Source organism: Hydrogenophilus thermoluteolus (assembly GCF_003574215.1).
Taxonomy (GTDB): domain Bacteria; phylum Pseudomonadota; class Gammaproteobacteria; order Burkholderiales; family Rhodocyclaceae; genus Hydrogenophilus; species Hydrogenophilus thermoluteolus.
The window spans coordinates 1,525,940-1,548,178 of sequence record NZ_AP018558.1; the positions used below are offsets into that span (position 1 = coordinate 1,525,940).

The 22,239-nt window shown below is 61.2% G+C and carries 17 protein-coding genes; 14 read left to right on the top strand and 3 right to left on the bottom strand.

The genetic code is table 11. The features are described 5' to 3' along the window. Window positions 1–96 precede the first annotated feature (96 nt). The gene (metG, locus tag HPTL_RS07435; protein WP_119335417.1) at window positions 97–2,292 is read left to right on the top strand and encodes a methionine--tRNA ligase; all 2,196 of its coding nucleotides are present in this window, start codon (window positions 97–99) and stop codon (window positions 2,290–2,292) included. A gap of 25 nt (window positions 2,293–2,317) precedes the next feature. Then, window positions 2,318–4,009 (top strand): SulP family inorganic anion transporter, encoded by a 1,692-nt coding sequence (locus HPTL_RS07440; protein ID WP_119335418.1) that lies wholly within the window; start codon window positions 2,318–2,320, stop codon window positions 4,007–4,009. On the opposite strand, the gene dnaE is transcribed toward HPTL_RS07440, so the two are convergent. From dnaE to HPTL_RS07455, 3 genes are read right to left on the bottom strand one after another with little or no spacing between them, the layout of a single operon-like run. Next, window positions 4,003–7,533 carry a DNA polymerase III subunit alpha gene (gene dnaE, locus HPTL_RS07445; protein WP_119335419.1) on the bottom strand — a complete coding sequence of 1,177 codons (3,531 nt, stop codon included), beginning with the start codon at window positions 7,531–7,533 and terminating at the stop codon, window positions 4,003–4,005. The genes HPTL_RS07440 and dnaE overlap by 7 nt on opposite strands. After that, a complete protein-coding gene (locus HPTL_RS07450) occupies window positions 7,530–8,510 on the bottom strand; it encodes a quinone oxidoreductase family protein (protein WP_119335420.1) in 981 nt (326 codons plus the stop codon). Before HPTL_RS07450 ends, dnaE begins: the two co-directional genes overlap by 4 nt. 13 nt (window positions 8,511–8,523) lie before the next feature. Then, window positions 8,524–10,839, bottom strand: coding sequence for an NADP-dependent malic enzyme (locus HPTL_RS07455; RefSeq protein WP_119335421.1), 2,316 nt, complete (start codon window positions 10,837–10,839; stop codon window positions 8,524–8,526). Between the two features lie 192 nt (window positions 10,840–11,031). Here HPTL_RS07455 and HPTL_RS07460 point away from each other — a divergent pair, with 192 nt between their 5' ends. The 12 genes from HPTL_RS07460 to HPTL_RS07515 all read left to right on the top strand — a co-directional run bounded on the left by HPTL_RS07460 (window position 11,032) and on the right by HPTL_RS07515 (window position 22,183). Next, window positions 11,032–12,390 (top strand): Na(+)-translocating NADH-quinone reductase subunit A, encoded by a 1,359-nt coding sequence (locus HPTL_RS07460; RefSeq protein WP_119335422.1) that lies wholly within the window; start codon window positions 11,032–11,034, stop codon window positions 12,388–12,390. Next, on the top strand, window positions 12,390–13,601 hold the full coding sequence (locus HPTL_RS07465; RefSeq protein WP_119335423.1) for an NADH:ubiquinone reductase (Na(+)-transporting) subunit B: 1,212 nt from the start codon (window positions 12,390–12,392) through the stop codon (window positions 13,599–13,601). The genes HPTL_RS07460 and HPTL_RS07465 overlap by 1 nt, the downstream gene beginning before the upstream one ends. Further along, the gene (locus HPTL_RS07470; protein WP_119335424.1) at window positions 13,588–14,415 is read left to right on the top strand and encodes a Na(+)-translocating NADH-quinone reductase subunit C; all 828 of its coding nucleotides are present in this window, start codon (window positions 13,588–13,590) and stop codon (window positions 14,413–14,415) included. Before HPTL_RS07465 ends, HPTL_RS07470 begins: the two co-directional genes overlap by 14 nt. Further along, window positions 14,412–15,071 carry an NADH:ubiquinone reductase (Na(+)-transporting) subunit D gene (locus HPTL_RS07475; RefSeq protein WP_119335425.1) on the top strand — a complete coding sequence of 220 codons (660 nt, stop codon included), beginning with the start codon at window positions 14,412–14,414 and terminating at the stop codon, window positions 15,069–15,071. Before HPTL_RS07470 ends, HPTL_RS07475 begins: the two co-directional genes overlap by 4 nt. A gap of 1 nt (window position 15,072) precedes the next feature. After that, a complete protein-coding gene (gene nqrE, locus HPTL_RS07480) occupies window positions 15,073–15,678 on the top strand; it encodes an NADH:ubiquinone reductase (Na(+)-transporting) subunit E (protein ID WP_119335426.1) in 606 nt (201 codons plus the stop codon). Window positions 15,679–15,698: 20 nt separating this feature from the next. After that, complete coding sequence (gene nqrF, locus HPTL_RS07485) at window positions 15,699–16,913, top strand: NADH:ubiquinone reductase (Na(+)-transporting) subunit F (RefSeq protein WP_119335427.1); 1,215 nt, start codon at window positions 15,699–15,701, stop codon at window positions 16,911–16,913. Window positions 16,914–16,934: 21 nt separating this feature from the next. After that, window positions 16,935–17,132, top strand: coding sequence for a (Na+)-NQR maturation NqrM (nqrM, locus tag HPTL_RS11650; RefSeq protein WP_119335428.1), 198 nt, complete (start codon window positions 16,935–16,937; stop codon window positions 17,130–17,132). After that, a complete protein-coding gene (locus tag HPTL_RS07495) occupies window positions 17,126–17,530 on the top strand; it encodes a CBS domain-containing protein (RefSeq protein WP_170141304.1) in 405 nt (134 codons plus the stop codon). Before nqrM ends, HPTL_RS07495 begins: the two co-directional genes overlap by 7 nt. A gap of 74 nt (window positions 17,531–17,604) precedes the next feature. Beyond that, window positions 17,605–18,525: a branched-chain amino acid transaminase gene (locus HPTL_RS07500; RefSeq protein ID WP_119335430.1), complete on the top strand. Its 921-nt coding sequence runs from the start codon at window positions 17,605–17,607 to the stop codon at window positions 18,523–18,525. A gap of 10 nt (window positions 18,526–18,535) precedes the next feature. After that, entirely contained in the window at window positions 18,536–18,748 is a 213-nt protein-coding gene (locus HPTL_RS07505; RefSeq protein ID WP_119335431.1) for a zinc-finger domain-containing protein, read from the top strand. Beyond that, window positions 18,748–20,145: a phosphomannomutase/phosphoglucomutase gene (locus HPTL_RS07510; protein WP_119335432.1), complete on the top strand. Its 1,398-nt coding sequence runs from the start codon at window positions 18,748–18,750 to the stop codon at window positions 20,143–20,145. The genes HPTL_RS07505 and HPTL_RS07510 overlap by 1 nt, the downstream gene beginning before the upstream one ends. A 178-nt stretch (window positions 20,146–20,323) precedes the next feature. Next, a complete protein-coding gene (locus HPTL_RS07515; protein ID WP_119335433.1) occupies window positions 20,324–22,183 on the top strand; it encodes a GGDEF domain-containing protein in 1,860 nt (619 codons plus the stop codon). The last annotated feature ends 56 nt before the right edge of the window (window positions 22,184–22,239 follow it).

The following is a 22,239-nucleotide window of genomic DNA, read 5'->3' on the forward strand; positions in this document are numbered from 1 at the left end:
GATCGTCTTTGGTCGGACCCACCTACGATTATCTTACAAAGCAGTGGGAGCGCCCGCGCTATAATGGCACATTGCACTGCAACACAAGTCGAACCCATGAGCCGCAGAATCCTCGTTACCAATGCACTTCCTTACGCAAACGGCGACATCCATCTTGGCCACTTGGTGGGCTACATCCAGGCCGACATCTGGGTGCGTTACCAGCGAATGTGTGGTCATACCGTCCACTATGTCTGTGCCGACGACACCCACGGCACCCCAGTGATGCTGCGCGCCGAAAAAGAGGGCATCACGCCCGAAGCGCTGATTGCCCGAATGCGCGACGCCCACCTTGCCGATTTCAGCGACTTCCTGGTTGCGTTCGACCACTACCACTCGACCCACAGCGAAGAGAACCGCCGCTTCGCCGAAGAGATCTACCGCAAACTCAAAGCGGCAGGACTGATCGTCGAACGGGAGATCGAGCAACTCTACGACCCCGTCAAAGCGATGTTCTTGCCGGACCGCTTCGTCAAGGGAACCTGCCCGCGCTGTAAAACGCCAGACCAATATGGCGACAACTGCGAAGCGTGTGGCGCTGCGTACGCCCCCACGGAACTGATCGATCCCTACTCGGCGGTTTCGGGTGCGAAACCGGTTTTGAAGCATTCGACCCATTACTTTTTCAAACTCTCCGACCCCCGCTGTGTGGCGTTTTTGCGCGAATGGACGCGCGGAAAGAATGCGCGGGGCGAAGCGCGGCTGCCGCAACAAGCAGCGAACAAACTCAAAGAGTGGCTGGGCGACGACGGGGAGAGCCACCTCGCCGACTGGGACATCACCCGCGACGCCCCCTATTTCGGCTTCGAGATCCCCGACGCGCCGGGCAAATACTTCTACGTCTGGCTCGACGCGCCGATCGGTTATTTCGCCAGTTTCGCTGCACTTGCGGCAAAACTCGGTATCGACCCGACCCCTTACCTCGACGCAGCGGCTGCCGAGCGCGAAGGAACCGAACTCGTCCATTTCATCGGTAAGGACATCCTCTACTTCCACGCGCTCTTTTGGCCAGCGATGCTCCATTTCTCCGGGTATCGCACGCCAACGCGAGAATACGTGAACGGCTTCCTGACCGTCGATGGCGCGAAGATGAGCAAGAGCCGCGGCACCTTCATCACCGCGCGTTCGTGGCTCGATCTCGGGCTCAACCCTGAATGGCTCCGCTACTACTTCGCGACCAAATCGAACGGCACGATGGAGGATGTCGACCTTGCGCTCGACGACCTGATCGCGAAAGTCAATAGCGACCTCGTTGGCAAATTCGTCAACATCGGCTCACGGCTAGCCGGTTTCATCCACAAGAGATTCGCGGGCCGATTGGGGAACGCGAACGCCGAAGTGCTCGCCCCCTTTGCCGCGTCCTTCCGCGATCCGTCGCTCCATGCGGCGTTCGAAAACGGCGACTTCGCGGCGGTAACCCGTACGGCGATGGAACTGGCGGAAGCAGCGAACGCCTACATCAACGAAACCAAACCGTGGGAGTTGGCCAAAGCGGGGCAACTCGACCGGCTCCAGGAAGTCTGCACGACGGGGCTTACGATGTTCCGCGACATCGCCCGCCTCTTGAAACCGATCTTGCCGCGGACGGTGGCACGCATCGAAGAGTTTTTGGCGCTAGAACCCTTGGCATGGTACGGCGAATGGGCGCCGCTCCCCGAAGGCCACGCGATCGCGCCGTTCGAACCCTTGATGACCCGGATGGAGCGTGCGATGATCGACCGGCTGCTCGACGCGAACCGCGCCACGATCGCAAAAACCGATGCGCCAAACGCTGTGGCGCACTCGGCAACCGACGCAGCGCGTCCGGAAACCGCCCAGCCAAACGCAGCAGCGGTCGATGCGTCAGCCGCTTCGCATGGTGCCGCAGAGGGTGCTCTGCCTGCCCCGCAACTTGCGCCGGAGATCACCATCGAGCAATTCGCGGCCGTTGACCTGCGCATTGCCCGGATCGTTCAGGCAGAAGCCGTGCCCGAAGCGAAAAAACTGGTGAAACTCACGCTCGACATCGGCGAACGCCATCCCGATGGCACCCCGCGCTACCGCACCGTCTTCGCGGGAATCAAAGCGGCGTACGCGCCGGAAGCCCTCACGGGGCGGCTCACGGTCATGGTCGCAAACCTCGCGCCGCGCCAAATGCGCTTTGGCGTTTCCGAAGGGATGGTGCTCGCCGCGAGCGACGAATCGGGCACGGTCCCGGGGCTCTTTCTGCTGGCGCCCGATAGCGGGGCGCTGCCCGGCATGCGGGTGAAATGATCCCCTCGACACCCGTTATCAGCGCATGACGCGGCTTCCCCTCCCCAAACTCTTCACGCTCCTGCCCCACTATCGCGCCAACGATTTGTGGGCCGATCTGACCGCAGGCGTCACCGTCGGCGCGTTGGCGCTACCGCTTTCGATGGCGTTTGCAATCGCCAGCGGCACGTCGCCGTTGAACGGGGTTTGGACCGCGGTCATTGCTGGTGTTATTTACGGGCTCCTGGGTGGCTCGCGCGTTCTGGTTGCCGGACCCGCCAGCGCTTTCATCCCGCTGCTCTTTGCGATCGTCAGCCAATTCGGGCCGTCGGCGCTTCTTGCCGCCACCTGGTTTGCCGGTTTGATCCTCCTGTTGCTCGGTCTATTTCGTTTGGGCAACCTGGTCCGCCTCATCCCCAACTCGGTGATCACCGGTTTCATCAACGGCATCGCGGTGATCATCATCCTGACCCAAGTCAAGGATTTTCTGGGATTGGCGCTTGCCGTTCCCCCGAGCGGACTCGTTGGCAAGCTTCGGGCGCTTTACGACGCCCTCCCCACCCTGCAGCCGGCAAGCGCGGCGCTGGGTTTCGGTTCCCTAGCACTCCTTCTTGGCTGGACACGGCTCGAACGGCGCATTCCCAAACTCAGACGGTTGCCAGCACCCCTGGTCACGCTGGTTGCGGGAACGGCGATCGTCTGGGGGGGCGAACTCCCGGTCGCAACGATCGGTAGCCGTTTCGGCGCAATCACGAGCTCGCTGCCTGCGTTCACGCTCCCCGTGGTCGATTGGACTCAATTTACGCAACTCTTACCGGCAGCGCTCGCCATCGCGGTGCTCGGCGCCACCGAAAGCCTGGTGACGACCCGTTTCGCCGATGAAAAGATCGACGACCTCCACAACCCCAACCAAGAGCTTTTCGCCCAAGGTGTTGCCAACCTGCTCACTCCGATGGTGGGCGGCCTTCCCGCTACCGGCGCGATGGGACCCACCGCAACCAACATTCGCTGCGGGGCGCAAACGCCCATCTCTGGACTTGTGCACGCGCTCACGGTGCTGCTCCTGATCGTCCTTTTTGCCCCTGCCGCGACCCATGTCCCGTTGCCAACACTGGCGACGATCGTGATGGTCACCGCGTACAACATGGGTAGCTGGCGGCGCATGCATTGGCGGTTGCTGCGCCGCTACCCGCCCAACTACCGCTCCACGCTCCTCATCACCTTTCTTCTCACCGTGCTCTTTGAGGTGACGATTGCAGTGGAAGTGGGGTTGCTGCTGACCAGCTTCAGTTTCATCCACCGCATGACCCGACTGAGCGCGATCCACCCCATCGATTTGACCCACCACCCCGCCGCACAAGCGTTGCGCGATTCCGCGGCAGACGGCTCGGTCGAAGCCTACCGCTTCTCAGGACCGCTCTTTTTTGGGGTGGTGCCGAAATTCGACGCCCTCTTGCGGCGCAAAACCTGGCCGCAATGGGTTTTGCTCGACCTCCATCAGATGATCTCGATCGACGATGCCGGTATCGAGCTCTTCGAACGCCTCCACCGCCAGATCAAACGGCACGGTGGTTCGCTGCGGTTGATCGGTCTTCAAGCACAACCGAAACGGGCGCTCGCCCGCAGCGGTTTTCTGGCCGAACTGGGGGCGCATGCCGAATATCCGACGTTGAGCGAAGCCCTCTATGCGCTCCAAAACGAACGGGCCCCTCAGGTCACTACTGCGCCAGCTCAGTAACGCAACGCGACGTTCACTTCTGGGAACCCGCGCAATTCCGTGAGGAGCGCATCCTCGGGTTTGACCCGAATCGCGTCACGTGCGGCGCGCAGGGCCACCACTGCGCCCTCGGAAAACGTCACGCGCATTTCGATTTTGGCCCCTTCGGGCGACGCACTCGGCACGCGAAAAGCTTCGATCGTCTCGCTCAACCGTTGCGCCGAAACTGGAGAATCGACCACCGATTCGGGAATGGTGATTTCGATCGCCTTGAGTTGTCGCGCCCGCCATTGGGGAAGCGAGAGCGCCTCTTCGGCAACGACCCGAACCCCACCGCTATAGTCGTCCGGCGCAACCTTGACCCGCACGACGAGCGGTTCGTCCACGACCACGATCTGCCGCACCGCGTCATAGACTTCCCGATAAAAAAGCACCTCGCACGGTTCGCTGCCATCGTCGAGGGTCACGAACGCCATCCGACCCCGCGCCCCCATTTTGGTTCTGAGCTCGACCACGACGCCACACACCCAAACGGCGTCGCGGCTTGGAGCCAAATCCGCCAACTTGGTGGGGACGGTTTGCCGCAACTCCGCCGCAAACGCGGTGAAGGGGTGGCCGGAAAGAAAGAAACCGATCGCCAATTTCTCCTCTTTCAACCGCTCCCGTTCGGTCCACGGGCGCACTGCGGGAAATTCGGGGGTGTACGATCCGTTCGCCTCGGGTTCGTCGTCGAAGAGCCCGCACTGCTGCGCCGACGCTGCCCGCTGTTCCGCCACTTCGAGCGCGAGTCCCACACTCGCGAATAGCCGTGCCCGGTCACACAATCCGTCGGGGGCACGCAAATGGGTGTGGCCGGGAAGCGTATCGAGCGCCCCCGCGCGCACCAACTGCTCGAGTACTCGGCGGTTGACCACCCGCCGGTCGACCCGGCTCACCAGATCGAACAGATCGTGAAATGGGCCATGTTGCTGCCGTTCCGTGACGATCGCGTTCGCCGCCGGCTCCCCTACCCCCTTGATCGCACCCAAGCCATAGCGGATGGTTGCCGCGTCGATCGCCTGAAAACGGTACTCCGAAACATTCACGTCGGGCGGCAATACCGTCAAGCCGTTGGCACAGGCATCGTCGAAAAAGGTTTTCACCGCATCGGTGTCGTCCATGTCGGACGAGAGCGTCGCGGCAAAGAAGGGCGCAGGATGGTGGCGCTTGAGCCACGCGGTCTGGTAGGTCACCACCGCGTACGCCGCGGTGTGCGATTTGTTGAACCCGTATTCGGCAAATTTCTCCATCAAATCGAAGAGGCGCATCGCCAGCGCTTCGTCGTAGCCGCGCTCGATCGCTCCTTGACGGAAGATTTCGCGGTGTTTCGCCATCTCTTCCGGTTTTTTCTTCCCCATCGCGCGCCGTAAGAGGTCGGCCGCCCCCAAGGTGTAGCCGCCGATGATCTGCGCGATCTGCATCACCTGCTCTTGATAGACGATCACACCGTAGGTGGGTTCGAGACACGCCTTTAGGTCCGGGTGGAAGTAGTCGATCGCCTGCTTGCCTTGCTTGCGGAGAATGAAGTCATCGACCATCCCGGAGCCCAACGGACCGGGGCGATAGAGCGCGAGCACCGCGATGATGTCCTCGAAACGGTCGGGCTGAAGCTTCTTGAGGAGCTTCTTCATCCCTTCGGATTCCAACTGGAAGACCGCGGTGGTATTCGCGTCACGCAGGAGCTGGTAGGTTTGAGGATCGTCGAATCCCATGCGCGCCAAGTCGGGGCGTGCCCCGGTCAAGCGTTCGATCTGATCGAGCGCCTCGCGGATGATCGTGAGGTTTCTGAGCCCCAGAAAATCGAACTTCACCAACCCAACCGCTTCGACGTCGTCTTTGTCGAACTGCGACACCGGGCTGGGGTCATCGCCCTCTTGCACGAACAATGGGCAAAAATCGGTGATTTTCCCCGGTGCGATCAGTACCCCACCCGCGTGCATCCCGACGTTGCGCGTCAATCCTTCCAGCGGTTGCGCCAATTCGAACAGTTGGCGAATCGCTTCCCCGTCTTGGGGGTCTTCCATCAGCTCTTGAAGCTGGGGCTCCAGTTCGAGCGCTTTCGCCAGCGAAACCGGCTTCACCCCTTCGGTGGGAATGAGCTTCGAAATCCGGTCACACAACCCATAGGGAAGACCCAACACGCGGCCGACGTCGCGTACCACCGCTTTGGACGCCATCGAGCCGAACGTCGCGATCTGGCTCACGGCTTGAGCGCCATACCTTCGGCGCACGTAGTCGATCACTCGATAACGCTTCTCCTGGCAAAAATCGACGTCGAAGTCGGGCATCGAGACCCGTTCCGGGTTCAAAAACCGTTCGAAAAGGAGCGCATAGGAGAGTGGGTCGAGATCGGTGATCCGCAGCGCATAAGCAACGAGCGAGCCCGCACCCGAACCGCGGCCCGGTCCCACCGGCACATCGTTTTGTTTCGCCCAGTTGATGAAGTCGGCAACGATCAAGAAGTACCCGGGAAACCCCATCTGGATGATGGTGTCGCACTCGAACGCCAGCCGTTGCTCGTAACGGGGGCGCTCCCGCTCCCGCTCTTCCGGATCCGGAAAGCGCTCTTCGAGTCGAGCCGCGAGCCCACGCTTTGCTTCGCTGATGAAGAATTCGTCGAGCGACATCCCTTCCGGGGTCGGGAACGCCGGCAAAAAGCTCTTGCCCAACGTGATCGTCAAATTCGCCTTTTGCGCAATGAGGAGCGTATTCTCGAGCGCTTCCGGGAGATCGGCAAAACGATCTGCCATCTCCTCGGCGGAGAGGAAATACTGCGCTTCTGTGAACGGGCGCGGACGGTTGGGATCGTTGAGGACATACCCTTCGGCGATGCAGAACCGCACCTCGTGGGCGGTGAAATCTTCTGGGCGAAGGAACTGGATGGGATGTGTTGCGACCACCGGTACACCCAACTCTGCCGCAAAAGGGACCGCTGCCGCCAAGTATTCCGCTTCGTTGGGGAGACCCGCACGCTGCACCTCGACAAAGAACGCGCCGTCGGGAAAACACCCGGCCCAGTGGGCCAGCGCTGCTTTCGCCCCCCGTGTCTCTCCTGCCAACAATGCTGGCGCCAGCACGCCACGGGCGCCACCCGAAAGCGCCATGAGTCCGGCACACGTTTCACGAGTGAGCCACTCCGGGCGCAAGAGCGCCTGGCCACGATGCTGATTCTCGAGCCAGGCGCGTGAAACCAATTCGCACAGCTGCCGATAGCCGTCGCGGTTGCGAACGATCAAGAGCAGTTCAAGGGCACGTTCGGGGTCATTCGGCGCATCCGGGTGGGCAACACGGGCGTCAACCCCGATAATCGGCTTCACCCCAGCGCTGCGGCACGCCTTGTAAAACTTGACCAGCCCAAAGACGTTCATCACGTCGGTGATCGCCAGTGCGGGCATCCCTTCGGCGGCAGCCCGTTTCACCGCGTCCGGGATTTTGACGATCCCTTCGCGAATCGAAAATTCGGTATGCAACCGAAGATGAACGAAAGGATGCGCCTGCGTGCTCATGGCACCAGGATCGTGCTCGCTACCGTCTGCCGTGACGCCAATGCCCGATGCGCGTCGGCTGCGTCGGACAACGCAAACCGCTGCCCGATCTCGACCGTGAACCACCCCGCTTGCCACGCAGCGAACAGCTCTTCCGCCATTTTGAGGAGGTTGGCCCGCTCGGCCGTATAAGTAAAGAGCGTCGGACGGGTGAGAAAGAGTGACCCTTTCGCGGCGAGCAACCCGATATCGAAAGGGGGCACCTTACCGGAAGCGTTGCCGTACGAGACCATCAACCCCAGCGGACGCAACGAATCGAGCGAGCCTTCGAAGGTTGCGGCACCCACGGAATCATAGACGACGTCGACACCGCGCCCGCCGGTCCATTCACGCACCCGTTCTGGAAAGGACTCCCGGGTATAGACGATCACGTGGTCGCAACCGAGCGCTTTGGCCCGTGCGGCTTTGTCGTCATTGCCGACTGTGCCGATCACTTTTGCGCCAAGACGCTTCGCCCACGGCACGAGAATCGACCCCACCCCGCCGGCAGCCGCATGGACCAACAGCCACTCCCCTGGTTGTACCTTGTGGGTCTGCCGCAACAGGTACTGCGCCGTGAGCCCCTTCAGCCACATCGCTGCGGCGACCTCGAACGAGACCGCATCGGGCAATTTCACCGCGCGGTCGGCGGGAATGTTGAGCGCTTCCGCGTACGCACCCGGAGTGGGAGTGAGATAGACCACCCGATCGCCCACTTGAAGGTCGGTGACTCCTTCCCCCACCGCAACGACTTCGCCCGCTCCTTCTTGACCGAGACCAGAGGGCAGCGGCACGGGATAGAGACCGGTCCGATGGTAGATATCGATGAAATTGACACCAACGGCACGGTTGCGGACTTGCACTGCTCCAGGCCCAGGAGCAGGCAACGAGACCGGTTCCCACTGCATCACCTCAGGCCCACCGTGCTCCGAGATTCGAATCGCGTGAATCGTCGTCATTTCGTTCTCCCAATCACGTGTTGATCAAACGGTCGCGCAATTCGTGGGCGTCGACCACCGCTACCGCAGTCATATTGACCAACCGCCGCACCGTCGCCGACGGCGTCAGAATCTGAACCGGCATCGCGGCACCGAGCAGCATCGGCCCAACGGAAACGCCTTGCCCTGAAACCTGTTTCACCAGGTTGAACGCAATATTGGCGGCGTCAACGGTCGGCATGATCAGTACGTTCGCCTCACCGCTCAAGGTGCAATCTTCGTCGTCGATCAAGCGACTGCGCACCTCGTGCGACAGCGCCGCATCTGCGTGCATCTCGCCGTCCATGTTGAGATCGGGCCGCAGTGCATGGAGCAAATCACGCGCTTCGCGCATCTTGCGCGCCGAAGGGGTATTGGCGGAACCGAAATTGGAATGGGACAGGAGCGCAACCCGCGGTTCGATCCCAAAACGGGCGAACTCGTCGGCGGCCATTGCGGCGATCTGCGCCACCTGCTCGGCGGTCGGGTCGTAATTGACGTAGGTATCGGCCACCGCCAGCGTGTGCTTGCCGGTCATCACGATGTTCATCGCAGCCAAGAGTTTTGCACCCGGCGCCAAACCGATCACGTCGCGGACGTGCTGCAGGTGGTATTCGAACGTGCCAAAGGTTCCGCAGATCACCGCGTCCGATTCACCGTTCTTGAGCAGCATACACCCGATCAGCGTCGTATCGCGGCGCATACGCGCTTTGGCGATTTCCGGCGTGATCCCGCGCCGCGCCATCATCTTGTGGTACTGTTGCCACAACGGTTTGTAGCGCGGGTCGGACTCGGGATTGACCAGGTCGAAATCGCGTTCCGGTTCCAGCGATAAACCCAATTTTTTCAGCCGCATCTCGATCACCGCCGGGCGGCCGATCAGAATCGGCCGCGCCAGCCGTTCGTCGATCACCGCGCGCGCGGCGTGCAACACCCGCTCGTCTTCCCCTTCGCAGAAGATCACGCGCTTTTCCTCCATCGGCAGCGAACGCGCGACGGTAAAGATCGGTTTCATCACCACGCCGGAGTGGTAGACGAAGTTTTGCAGTTGCGCCCGGTAGGCGTCGAAGTCGTCGATCGGCCGTGTCGCAACCCCCGAGTCCATCGCTGCCTTCGCCACGGCGGGCGCGATTCGGACGATCAAGCGTGGGTCGAAGGGCTTCGGGATGAGGTATTCGGGACCAAAGGTCAATTCGATGCCGCCGTATGCGTTCGCGACCACGTCGTTCGTCTCCGCGCGCGCCAGCTCTGCCAGTGCATGCACGCATGCGATTTTCATCGCTTCGGTGATCGTGGTCGCCCCGACGTCGAGCGCACCGCGAAAGATGAACGGGAAACAGAGGACGTTGTTCACCTGATTGGGGTAGTCGGAACGGCCGGTCGCGATGATCGCATCGGGTCGAACCGCTTTCGCCTCTTCCGGCATGATCTCCGGCGTGGGGTTCGCCAATGCGAAAATGAGTGGATCCTTGGCCATCTTCGCCACCATCTCGGGCTTGAGCACCCCTGCTTGCGACAACCCCAAGAAGACGTCCGCCCCTTCGATCACCTCCGCCAGCGTGCGTGCCGATGTGCGTTGCGCATAGCGCGCTTTGTTGGGCTCCATGTCGGGCTCACGCCCTTCATAGATCACCCCTTTGGAATCGCAGACGAAGATGTTTTCTTTGCGCAACCCCAGCTGGCACATGAGATCCAGACATGCGATCGCAGCGGCACCGGCACCCGAACAAACCAGTTTGACCGCTTCGATCCGTTTGCCCACGACGATCAAACCATTCAAGAGTGCCGCAGCCGATATGATCGCGGTGCCGTGCTGATCGTCGTGAAAAACCGGGATTTTCATCCGCTCCCGCAGCTTCTTCTCGATGTAGAAGCATTCGGGCGCCTTGATGTCTTCGAGGTTCACGCCCCCCAAAGTCGGTTCGAGCGCAGCAACGATTTCGATCACTTTGTCGGGGTCGTTCGCGTCGAGCTCGATATCGAAGACGTCGATCCCAGCGAACTTCTTGAACAGACACCCCTTCCCTTCCATCACCGGCTTCGCGGCATGGGGGCCGATGTTCCCCAAACCCAACACCGCGGTTCCGTTGGTGATCACCGCAACGAGGTTGCCCCGAGCGGTGAGTTCGTAGGATTGCAACGGATCTTTCGCGATCGCTTCGCACGCGAACGCCACACCGGGTGAATAGGCGAGCGCCAGATCGCGCTGGTTGGAGAGACTTTTGGTGGGAACGACAGAAATCTTGCCCGGGGTAGGGCGGCGATGGTACTCGAGCGCTGCTTCACGAAAAGCGGGGTCGCGCGTGCTCATGGTTTCACTCCGTTCTTTTCTCTAGATGCCCGGGGGCGGGATCACGGCGAGTTTACCGCGCCCCTACCCTTTGACGGTAATTCCTCGATAAAAAACGATTGGGCCTCGCCTCCCTTCAAAAAGGGTCAATTTCGATTCAGAAAAGATAGAATAGCGTGATTTTATCCGTATGGGGAAGAAGAGAGCGCGACCATGCACACTGTGACGCTATCGCGAGGGCTCTCCTTGCCGCTGCCCGGCGCGCCCCAGCAACAAATCAGCGGCCACACGGCACCCATTCGCCGCGTGGCGCTGCTGGGACCCGATTACCGGGGCATGCGGCCCAAGCTGCTGGTTGCCGAAGGCGACCGGGTGACGAAAGGAGCACCGCTCTTTGCCCACAAAAAATTCCCGAATGTCGTGTTCACCGCACGGGCAACCGGGACGGTTGTCGCGATCGAGCGGGGCGCGCGCCGCGCGTTGCTCAACGTTGTGATCGAATGCGACGCCGACCCGAACGCCGAAGAAACCCGGTTCGAACCGATTGCGCCCGACGCTCTGCTCGACCTCGACACCGAAGCGGTCGTTTCGCGCCTCTGCGCCAGCGGTCTGTGGACGGCGCTACGCACTCGGCCCTTCGGCAAGATTCCTGACCCGGCGAGTCGCCCCGCCGCGATTTTCGTCACCGCGATCGATACCCGCCCCCTTGCCGCCGACCCAGTGGTCGTCATCGGTGAACGTCCCGAAGCGTTTCGCGCCGGGATGGCCATCCTGGCACACCTCACCGACGGCAAAATCTATCTGTGCCAAGCCCCTGGCGAACACCTGCCGATGCCCGAAGGCGCGCGTTACCGTTCCGTGGCGTTTGCGGGTCCGCATCCGGCGGGGCTCCCAGGCACCCATATCCATTTCCTCGAACCGGTTTCACTCGAACGCACCGTCTGGTATCTCAACTACCAGGACGTGATCGCGATCGGGACCCTCTTTCTGGAAGGGCGCATCGACACCGAGCGCGTCGTCGCACTGGGTGGTGAGATGGTGCGGCAGCCGCGTCTCGTGCGGGTTCCGCTCGGGGCAAGTATCGAAGCGCTGCTGGAAGGCGAACTCTGCGACGGCCCTTGCCGTCCCATCTCGGGTTCGCCGCTCGATGGACGCCGTGCGATCGGGCCGCTCGCGTATCTCGGGCGTTACCATCTCCAAGTGAGCGTCCTACCCGAACCCAAACGCGACGATAAGCCGCTGCTCGGGTGGATCAATCCGCTGCTGCCGCGCTTTTCGCTCTTTCGCGTGCTCTTCAACCGCAGTGAAGCGCCGCGCTTTACCACGGCCCAGCAAGGAAGCCCCCGGGCGATGATCCCCACGGGCATTTTCGAAGAGATCTGCCCGCTCGAGATCCTGCCAACGCAACTGTTGCGTTATCTGGTCGTCGGGGATACCGACATGGCTCAGAAATTGGGTTGCCTGGAGCTCGAAGAAGAAGACGTTGCGATCTTCTCATTCGCCTGCGTGGGGAAAACCGACTATGGCGCCTACTTGCGCGCCGCACTCGAAAAGATCGAACGGGAGGGCTAATGTCGCTCAGAGACCGATTCCACCGTTGGGAGCCCCACTTCCTGCCCGGAGGCAAATGGGAGCGGTGGTACCCGCTCTACGAGATGGTCGAAACCTTCCTCTACTGGACCAACCAGCCGACGAAGAGCGCCCCGCACGTGCGCGACGCGATCGACCTCAAGCGGATGATGAGTTATGTGGTCGTCGCACTGCTGCCCGCAGTGCTCATGGCCTGTTACAACACGGGTTACCAAGCGAACCTCGCCGTGAGCGCGTTCGGCGCCGAAAAGGGCGATTGGCGCGGCGCGCTCTATCTCGCGCTCGGCTTTTCGTTCGACCCGGAAAGCGTCGTCGGCAACTTCGTGCTGGGATTCCTCCATTTCCTTCCCATCTACCTCACCACACTGGTGGTGGGTGGACTCTGGGAGGTCCTCTTCGCCATAGTGCGCAAACATGAAGTCAATGAAGGGTTTCTGGTAACCTCGATGCTCTATACCCTGACGATGCCGCCCAACGCGCCGCTCTGGCTCGTGGCGTTGGGCATCAGTTTCGGCGTCGTCTTCGGCAAGGAGATTTTCGGCGGCACGGGAAAGAACTTCCTCAACCCAGCGCTTACCGGCCGCGCGTTCCTCTTTTTCGCGTATCCGAGTGCGATGTCGGGCGACACCGTTTGGGTTGCCGTCGATGGATACGCCCGCGCCACGCCGTTGGGAATCGGCGCATCCGAGGGCATGGCAGGTATCGCGCAAGCTGGCTACACTTGGTGGGACGCCTTCCTGGGGTTCATTCCTGGGTCGCTGGGAGAAACCTCGGCGCTCGCAATCCTCATCGGAGGGTTGTTCCTCCTCTACACCAAGATCGCCTCCTGGCGGATCGTTGCCGGCGTTGCGATCGGGGTGATCGTGACTACACTGCTCTTCAACTGGTTCGGCCCCGAAAACAACCCGATGGCGGCGATGCCGTGGTATTGGCACTTCGCCGTGGGTGGCTTGATGCTCGCGATGTTTTTCATGGCCACCGACCCCGTTTCCGCGTCGATGACCCAAGCCGGACGCTGGATTTTCGGTCTGTTGATCGGCTTCATGGTGGTGCTGATCCGCGTTGCCAACCCCGCCTTTCCGGAAGGGGCGATGCTCGCGGTCCTCTTTGCGAACGTCTGGGCCCCGTTCATCGACTATCTGGTGATGCGTTGGCATCTCTCGCGTCGGGAGCGTCGCTATGTCCAACTCTGAAACCTTCAACCTGAAAGCGATCTGGGCGCTACCCAACGACGACCTGCGTAAGATCGTCGCCGTGGCGCTCGTCGTCTGCTTCTTCTGCGCCGCGCTCGTCTCGGCCACGGTCGTGGCGCTGCGCCCACTGCAACAGCACAATCAAGCAGCATTTCGGGCGAAGAACATCGTCGAAGTCGCCGGCATTTGGCAGCCAGGCAGCCCGATTTCTCCCGCCGAAGCCCTCAAGTCGCTCGAACAGGTGTGGGTGGAGCTGGGAACGGGCCGGGTCCTCGATACCCCGCCGCCCCTACCTGCCGACCCACAAAAAATCGCGCGTGACCCCAATTGGTCGCAGCCGCTTGCCCGCAGCGAAGACCCCGCTGGCATCAAAAGGCTGCCCAAAGTGATGCCCGTCTACCTGAAGCGCGACGCGAACGGCAAAGTCACAGTGATCGTACTCCCCATCCACGGCTCCGGTCTTTGGTCGACGATGTGGGGTTTCCTGGCGTTGGAAGGGGATGGCACCACGATCCGCGGTCTCAAGTTCTACCAACAGGCAGAAACGCCGGGTCTGGGCGGCGAGGTGGAAAACCCCAAATGGCGCGCGCTGTGGCACGGCAAACGAGCTTTCGACGAACAGGGTCAGGTAGCGATCCACGTCGTCAAAGGCCGTGTCGATCCCAACACGCCGGAAGCGCAGTTCGCCGTCGATGGGTTGGCGGGCGCGACGCTCACTTCGAAAGGGGTCGATCAAACCGTCCGTTTCTGGTTGAGCGAACGCGCGTACGGACCCTTCCTGCAATCATTGAGAAGCAAGGGGGATGGGCAATGAGCGAAATCAAAAAGACCCTGACACAACCGATCGTAGCCAACAACCCGATCATCCTACAGGTGCTCGGGATCTGCTCGGCGCTTGCGGTCACCTCGAAACTGTCCACCGCATTCACGATGTCGATCGCACTCACACTCGTGACCGCGTTCTCCAACTTGTTCATCAGCTTGATCCGTGAGCATATCCCGAGTTCGATCCGCATCATCATCCAGATGACGATCATCAGTACGCTCGTGATCGTCGTCGACCAGTTCCTCAAAGCCTTCGCGTTCGAAATCAGCCGCGAGCTCTCGGTTTTCGTCGGCCTCATCATCACCAACTGCATCGTGATGGGGCGTGCCGAGGCCTATGCGATGAGCCATCCGCCTGTGGCGAGCTTCTGGGACGGTATCGGCAACGGGCTCGGGTATAGTGCGATCCTGCTCACGGTCGGCTTCGTCCGCGAACTCCTCGGGTCTGGCACGCTCTTTGGCTATCCGGTACTGCCCACGGTCAACGATGGCGGCTGGTACGTCCCGAATGGGCTTTTGCTCCTTCCCCCAAGCGCCTTTTTCCTGATCGGCCTCATCATCTGGGCCGTGCGCACCTGGCAACCGAAACAGCGTGAAACCGTGGAATTCCGTGTCCGCGCGGCGCCACAGTCGGAGGGGGTGTGAGATGGAACTCCTGAACCTCTTCATCACCGCCGTCTTCATCGAAAACCTGGCGCTCTCCTTCTTCCTGGGGATGTGCACCTTCCTGGCCATTTCGAAAAAGATCGAAACGGCCATTGGCCTGGGGATTGCGGTGGTGGTGGTGCAATCGCTCACCATCCCGCTCAACAACCTCATCAACCACTACCTGCTCGCCGAAGGGGCGCTCGCCTGGGCGGGTCTACCCGACGTCGACCTTTCGTTTCTCGGCTTTCTGAGCTTCATCGGCCTGATTGCCGCTGCGGTACAGATTCTCGAGATGTTCCTCGACCGCTACGTCCCAGCGCTTTACAATGCGCTTGGGATCTTCCTGCCGCTTATCACCGTGAACTGTGCGATTCTCGGTGGCACGCTCTTCATGGTCGAGCGCGACTACAACTTTGCCGAGAGCGTGGTCTATGGCGTCGGCTCCGGCCTGGGGTGGGCGTTGGCGATCGTGCTGATGGCTGCGGTACGGGAAAAGCTCAAATACGCCGATATCCCGGCTGGTCTCCAAGGGCTTGGCAGCGCCTTCATGACCGCAGGGTTGATGGCGCTCGGCTTCATGGCTTTCTCTGGTTTGAAACTCTGACACGCGAACGGAAGTGACTCATGATCGAAGTCATCTTGGGCGTCTTTTTTTTCGTAGCGATCGTCCTGGCGCTGGTGGCGTTCATTCTGGCGGCCCGCAAGCGATTGGTCGCAAGCGGTACGGTTCCCATCGAAATCAATGGGGAGAAAACCATCGCGGCGCCGGTTGGCAGCAAACTGCTCGGTGCGCTTGCCGACGCGAAACTCTTCGTCAGCTCGGCGTGTGGTGGTGGCGGTTCGTGCGGCCAATGCAAGGTGAAAGTGCTCGATGGCGGCGGGGCGTTGCTGCCTACCGAAGCCGCACACATCAACAAAAAGCAGGCGCGCGAGGGCTACCGCCTCTCCTGCCAGGTCACCGTCAAACAGCCGATGAAGGTCGAAGTCCCCGAAGAGGTCTTCGGCGTCAAGAAGTGGGAATGTACCGTCAAGAGCAACCGCAACGTCGCCACCTTCATCAAAGAGCTGGTGCTCGAACTGCCCCCGGGGGAAAACGTCGATTTCCGCGCGGGCGGTTACATTCAGATCGAAGCCCCGCCTCATGTCCGTCACTTCAAAGATTTCGATATCCCTGAGCCCTTTCGCAGTGACTGGGAAAAGATGGGGCTCTTCGATCTGGTCTCCCAAGTGGACGAGCCGATCGTGCGCGCCTACTCGATGGCGAACTATCCGCTGGAAAAGGGCATCATCATGCTCAACGTCCGGATCGCGACGCCGCCACGTCCTGGGCTGCCACCTGGGAAGATGTCGTCGTACATCTTCGGCCTCAAACCCGGTGACAAGGTGACGATTTCCGGTCCCTTTGGCGAATTCTTCGCCCGTGACACCGACAATGAGATGGTTTTCATCGGCGGTGGCGCGGGGATGGCCCCGATGCGCTCGCACATTTTCGACCAACTCGAGCGCCTGCACAGCAAGCGCAAGATCACCTTCTGGTACGGGGCCCGGTCGAAGAAAGAGCTCTTCTACGTCGACGACTTCAACCGGCTGCAGGAAAAATACCCCAATTTCCGTTGGTTCATCGCGCTTTCCGACCCGCAACCCGAAGACAACTGGACGGGCTATACCGGGTTCATCCACAATGTCCTCTACGAACACTATCTCAAAGATCACCCCGCGCCGGAGGATTGCGAATACTATCTCTGCGGCCCACCCGTGATGACCGCCGCAGTGACACAGATGTTGCTCGATCTGGGAGTCGAGCGCGAAAACATCCTCTTCGACGATTTCGGCGGCTGATCGAGACAAGGAGCGTCCACCATGAGTACTTTTTTGGCCACGCTTGCTGTGTTTCTGCTCTTCGTCCTCTTCGCGGCAATTGGCGTACTCTTTGGGCGGCGCGCGCTCCAAGGTTCTTGCGGTGGCCTTGGCCGTTTTGGTATTTCCTGCGACGGGGGATGCAGCCAGCCTTGCCCCCGCAAGGCGGCTGCGCAAGAGGAGAAGCAAACATCATGCTGACCGACTTCTTTGTCCGCGATTTCGTCCGCCGCGACCCGCTCGTCTTTCACCCGGAAACTGCGCTCACCGAAGCGCTGGAAGCGCTCGTCGTCCATCGCGTGAATGGTGCGCCGGTGACCGACCGTTTCGGCAAATTGATCGGTTTCTTTTCCGAAAAAGACCTGTTGAAGCCCCTCGTTGCCGATGCGTACCTCAACGAACTGGCCGGCAATGTCGGTGATTTCATGAACCGCAAAGTGGTCACCCTTGACGCCGAGGACACCCTTCTCGATGCCGCGCGGGCGTTTGCCGAGAACCACTACCATGCCTATCCGGTAGTCGAAGACGGGACGTTGATCGGCGTGTTGGACCGTTCGCGCCTCATCGCCACCATCGCAAAAATCCTCCGTACGGTCTAGGCCGCCCCCTTCTTGGCGTTCGGGCGTTGCGCTACAATTGGCGAATTACCACGCATTCCTGAGGAGCTTCGGCGATGTCGATGTCCGATCGTGACGGCACCATCTGGTACGACGGCGAACTCGTGCCCTGGCGCGAGGCCACCACCCATGTGCTCACCCACTCGCTCCACTACGGTCTAGCGGTTTTCGAAGGCTTACGCGCCTACGAAACCGAACGTGGGCCAGCGATCTTTCGCCTGCGCGAGCACACCGAACGGCTCCTCAATTCCGCAAAGATCTACATGATGCCGATCGCCTACTCGCTGGAAACGCTGATGGAAGCGCAAAAAGCGGTGGTGCGCGCCAACAACCTCACGTCGTGCTACATCCGCCCCATCGCCTTTTACGGCTCGGAAAAGATGGGGGTTTCGCCGCGCGGGGCCAAGGTGCACGTTGCCATCGCCGCGTGGCCGTGGGGCGCTTATCTCGGCGAAGAGGGGTTGCAAAAAGGAATTCGTGTCAAAACCTCGTCGTTTCAGCGCCAACACGTAAACGTCACGATGCCCCGCGCCAAAGTAGCAAGCACCTACGCCAACTCGATCCTCGCCAACCTCGAGGTCACCAGCCAAGGGTACGATGAGGCGCTGCTTCTCGACACCATGGGTTTCGTTGCCGAAGGCGCCGGGGAGAACCTCTTCCTGGTGAAGAACGGGCAACTCATCGAACCCGAGATCGCGTGCGCGCTCACCGGAATCACCCGCGACACCGTCCATCACATCGCGCGTGAGCTCGGCATTCCGCTCGTTTCGCGGCGTTTGACCCGCGACGACGTCTACATCGCCGATGAAGCCTTTTTCACCGGCACCGCCGCCGAAGTCACCCCGATCCGCGAACTCGACGACCGCGTGATCGGCTCCGGGAGCCGCGGGCCGATTACTGAGAAAATCCAAGCGCGCTACTTCGAGATCGTCAACGGCCGTGCCCCCGAATACGACCACTGGCTGACGTACGTCTAAGGAGCCCAGGATGAGCGAAAACCCGTTGGATTCGGTCCGTAAGGAGCGGCAGATCACCGTTACCGCTGCGGATCTGCCTCTGTGCTGCCCGCTCCCCGACGAACCCGTCGCCCTGTTGCATCCGCGTGTCTACCTCGACCCAGTCAAAAGCGGGAAAGCGGTCTGCCCGTACTGCAGCCGCGAATTCCTTTTCACCGGCGAACCCCCGAAAGGCCACCACTGATGACACCGTTCGTCCCAGACGCGTCGATCTTCAAAGCTTATGACATCCGCGGGATCGTCGATCGTACCCTCACCACGGAAGCCGCATTCGCGATCGGCTGGGCGCTGGGCAGCGAAGCGGTACGGCGAGGCGTTACCGAGATCGTGATCGGTCGCGACGGACGGTTATCGGGCCCGACCCTTGCCGAAGCGCTGTCGCGCGGCATTCGGCACGCTGGCGTCGGCGTGATCGCGATCGGCTGCGTTCCCACACCGGTCACCTATTTCGCCGCCGAACACCTGGGCACCCACTCGTGCGTTTCGGTCACCGGCAGCCACAACCCGCCCGAATACAACGGGTTCAAAATGGTGCTCGCCGGCGAAACCCTTTACGGGCCGCTCATCACCGACCTGCGCCGCCGTCTCCAAGAAAACGACCTCGTCGTGGCTCCGCAACCGGCAACGGAACGGGAAGTTGATGTCGTCCCTGCGTACGTCGCTCGCATCGCCAGTGACGTACGCCTGGCGCGCCCGATGAAAATCGCGATCGACTGCGGTAACGGCGTTGCTGGGGCGGTTGCGCCGCAGCTCTTCACCGCGCTCGGTGCCGAGGTGCTCCCGCTCTACTGCGAAGTCGATGGCACGTTCCCCAACCACCACCCAGACCCCTCCAAACTCGAAAACCTCCGCGACCTGGTCGCGACGGTCACTTCCCGCGACGTCGAACTCGGTTTGGCGTTTGACGGCGACGGCGATCGGTTGGGCGTGATCACCAAAGCCGGACAAGTAATTTTCCCTGACCGGCAATTGATGCTCTTTGCTGCGGACCTCCTGGCGCGCAACCCGGGCGCGACGATCCTCTTCGACGTCAAATGCAGTCGCCATCTTGCCAGGTGGATTCGTGACCACGGCGGCCAGCCGCTCATGTGGAAAACGGGCCACGCGTTCATCAAGCAAAAGCTCAAAGCAAGCGGCGCGCTCCTAGCCGGCGAAATGAGCGGCCACCTTTTCTTCAAGGAGCGCTGGTACGGTTTCGACGATGGGCTCTACGCTGCGGCGCGCCTGTTGGAAATCCTTTCGCGCCACCCGAACCCTTCTGAAGTGCTCGAAGCGCTCCCCGATTCCCTCGCCACCCCCGAACTCAACATCAAAATGGGCGAGGGCGAACCGCACCAGCTCGTCGAAAAACTCCAGCGCTACACGGGTTTCTCCGGGGCCAACGAAATCATCACGCTCGATGGCGTGCGCGTCGAATACCCCGACGGCTTCGGCCTGGTGCGGGCATCGAACACCACGCCCGTTCTGGTCCTGCGCTTCGAAGCGGAGAGCGAAACGGCGCTTGCTCAGATCCAACGCGATTTTGCGCGCGCGCTTGCCGAGGTGTGGCCGGGGATCGACTGCTCGCCGCTTTCCCGCTGACTTTTTCCCTTCGGTTGCGCTGACTTTTTTCGTTCGGTTGTCCAGCGGGGCCCAACGCGCTTTTTGGGCGCGCAAACCGTGCCGCGAGTGCGCCACAACCCTTTACCGCTGCTGGTTTTTTTTGCCGCGATCCGGTACACTGTGTAGTCAAAAAATAAAAACCGTCGCGGAGTCCACCATGCGCCTCGCCACCAAAGTCAGCGCCTTCTACCTCGCGGCAACAGCGACACTGGTGCTCGTGCTCGCCGCGGTCGCGCTCATTGCGTTCCGCGCCTTCTCGCTCACCGCCGCGACCGCGCACGCCCAGACTGCAGCGGAGATCGTCCGTGTTCACCTCACCGAGGCGATGCTCTTGGGGACGATCGGTGAGCGGCAGCGTTTCCTCGACCGGTTGCGTGATGTCCAGAATCTGCGCAGCGCCCGCATCGTCCGCGCACCGCTCGTCGATCGGCAGTTCGGCAAAAACCGGCAAGGGGAGCGCGAACCGGACGCGATCGAACAGCGGGTGCTCGAAACCGGTAAATCCTACTTCGAAACGGTCGAAACGCTTACCGAATCCTACTTTCGTGCCACCATTCCTTATGTTGCGAGCGCCTACGGCATCCCCAACTGCCTGCAATGCCACCAGGTTGCGGAGGGTTCGGTGCTCGGTGCGATCACGGTAACGATCGATCTCAACGTATTGCGCCAACATGCGATCCTCACCATCGCCGCGATCGTCGCGATCATCGCTCTTTTTGCCGTTTCCCTCCTCTGGCTTCTCAACCGGTTGCTTCGCCCCATCACCGTTACCGCCGACGAGATCACCGAAGTGGTCCATGGTGGCGTCGAAGGGCGGTTCGACCGGCGGATCGCTGCGCGCAGCAGCGACGAAACGGGTAGAATCGCACGCGAAGTGAACCGCCTTCTCGATGCGATCAGCCAAGCGCTTGCGCAGATCAACGAACCGATCGCGCGCGTCTTCGGGTGGCGCCACCAACATGACAATCAACTGCAAGCCGCCGTGCACGCGGTAAGGACGATGGCGGCGATCGCCCACTTCAAACAGACGATCGAAGAGGACCGCGAGATCTCTGAGATCTATCGCCGGCTCTACCGCCTTTCCCGTGATACCTCCGCCGTTGCCGAGGTTTCGCTCCTCGAGTGCCGCAATGACGAAATGCACGCGATTGGGGATGACGGAATGGCGCAAACCCGCTGCTGCCCCGGCTGCGATCCTGCGATCGCCGCGTCGCCCGAACTGTGCCGTGCGTACCGTACCGAGCATTGGGTCGACGGCCTTACCGACCCGTCACTCTGCGCCGCGCAAGCCGTTACGACACACCACCCAGACTGGGGTTACCTCTGTTTCCCCATCCGCTTTTCCGGTCAGGTGGGTGCCGTGCTCCAATGGCGGCTGCCACGCGCGCAGCAACGCGAAGCGCTGAAAGGGGCCGAGCAGTTCCAACGCTACCTCACCGAAGCCGCACCGGTGCTGGAATCGAAGCGACTGCTCGCCCAGCTCAAAGAGAGCGCGTTACGCGACCCAATGACCGGGTTACGCAACCGGCGCTTCCTGGAAGAGTCGATCGACCTCCTGGTTTCGCAAACCCTGCGCAACCAGCGCCACCTTGCAGTTATGATGGTGGATATCGACTTTTTCAAAGTAGTCAATGACACCTACGGCCACGATGCCGGTGACGCAGTGGTTCGCTTCATCGCCAAGCTGTTGCAAGAATCGGTTCGTACCAGCGATTGGGTAATTCGCTATGGCGGTGAAGAGTTTTTAGTGGTTCTGGTCGATACCGCAGCGGAAGCGGCAATCGCCGTCGCCGAAAAGATCCGCAGCCAATTGGAGAAGAGTGCGATTCCTTTGCCCCAGGGGCAGACGATCCAGAAAACCCTCTCGGTCGGCGTCGCCGATTTCCCGGGAGACGGCGACGCCTTCTGGCAGGTGGTGAAATACGCCGACGTTGCGCTCTATCACGCCAAAGAGACCGGGCGCAACCGCGTCGTACGCTTTACACCCGAACTCTGGCATGAAAAAGAGCAATATTGAAGAACAATTACTGACACCCGGTGCGGAGTCTGCCGCGCACCGCACCGGTATCGTGT